This is a genomic window from Mesorhizobium sp. M4A.F.Ca.ET.050.02.1.1, assembly GCF_003997725.1.
In the GTDB taxonomy this organism is placed as follows: Bacteria; Pseudomonadota; Alphaproteobacteria; order Rhizobiales; family Rhizobiaceae; genus Mesorhizobium.
This window is the reverse complement of sequence record NZ_RZSG01001129.1, coordinates 1-1,424: the sequence shown is the minus strand read 5'-3', so window position 1 is coordinate 1,424 and position 1,424 is coordinate 1. Positions and strand designations below refer to the sequence as shown.

Genomic DNA, 1,424 nt, shown 5'->3' with positions numbered 1-1,424 from the left:
ATCGCGCGCGACGCGATGCTGCCGGCGATATGGGCGCGCGGTTGGCTGGGCGGCGCCGTCGACTGGCGCGGCAACGCCATGACCATCGGCACCAAGGTGGCCGAACTGGAAGAGACGCCCTCGAGTGCCTGACCGGGGCCTTCGCCCAGGTCCCCTATTTCGCCGCCTTCAGTGCCTGCTCGACATCGGCGAGCAGGTCGTCCGTGTCCTCCAGGCCGACCGAGAGCCGGAGCGTGCCCGGGCCGATGCCGAGCTCGGCGCGCGCTTCGTCGCTGAGGTTCTTGTGCGTGGTCGTCGCCGGGTGGGTGATCAGGCTCTTGGCGTCGCCGAGATTATTGGAGATCAGCACGATGTCGAGGGCGTTCTGGAAGGCGAAGGCCGCCTGCTTGCCGCCCTTGACGTCGAGGCAGATCAGCGTCGAGCCGCCCGACATCTGCTTCCTGACGATCTCGGCCTGCGGGTGGTCGGCCCGGCCCGGATAGATGACGCGGGCGATCTCCGGCCGTTCGGCGAGGAAGTCGGCGATCTTGCCGGCGCTTTCGGTCTGCTGGCGCACCCGCAGCGGCAGCGTCTCCAGGCCCTTCAGCAGCGTCCAGGCGTTGAACGGCGACAGGCTGGGGCCGGTATGGCGGAAATAGTCGTGCAGGTTCTCGTCGATCCACTTCTTGTCCGACAGGATGACGCCACCGAGGCAGCGCCCCTGGCCGTCGATGTGCTTGGTCGCCGAATAGACCACAATATGGGCACCGAGCTGCAAGGGCTTCTGCTGCAGGGGCGTGGCGAAGACATTGTCGACGATCAGTCTGGCGCCGATCGAATTGGCGAGTGCCGCGACGGCGGCGATATCGACCACTTCCAGCGTCGGGTTGGTCGGGCTTTCCAGGAAGAACAGCTTGGTGTTGGGCTTCACCGCCTTTTCCCAGTTGGCGATGTCGGTGCCGTCGACCAGCGTCGCCTCGATGCCGTATTTCGGCGCCAGCGTCTCGACCACCCAGCGGCAGGAGCCGAACAGCGCGCGCGCCGCCACGATATGGTCGCCGGCCCTGGCGCTGCACAGTAGTGCCGCCGTCACCGCGGCCATGCCGGAGGAGGTCGCGCGCGCGTCCTCCGCACCTTCCAGCGCGCACATGCGTTTTTCGAACATGTCGACCGTCGGGTTGGCGTAGCGCGAATAGATGAAGCCTGGTTCCTCGCCCTTGAAGCGGGCCTCCGCCGCCTGCGCCGTCTCATAGACATAGCCTTGGGTGAGGTACATCGCCTCGGCTGTCTCGCCGAAGCCGGAACGCAGCGTTCCGCCATGCACGAGTGCCGTCTGAGGCTTCCAGTCACGCTTCTTGGTCATCGCTCTACTTCCAGATACAAAAAAACCGGCCGCGAAAAGTCGCAACCGGTCCATACGGCCTTGCGGCCCGACGGTCCTTTAG

Annotated in this window: 1 protein-coding gene and 1 pseudogene; one reads left to right on the top strand and one right to left on the bottom strand. The window is 66.0% G+C overall.

Going from position 1 to position 1,424, the window contains the following annotated elements:
• A pseudogene (locus tag EOA33_RS41165) lies at nt 1–132 on the top strand (ceramide glucosyltransferase); the annotation flags it as partial.
• Between the two features lie 22 nt (nt 133–154).
• Here the strand turns inward: EOA33_RS41165 and EOA33_RS35650 are convergent.
• The gene (locus tag EOA33_RS35650; RefSeq protein ID WP_126056589.1) at nt 155–1,342 is read right to left on the bottom strand and encodes an O-succinylhomoserine sulfhydrylase; all 1,188 of its coding nucleotides are present in this window, start codon (nt 1,340–1,342) and stop codon (nt 155–157) included.
• Nucleotides 1,343–1,424 lie beyond the last annotated feature (82 nt).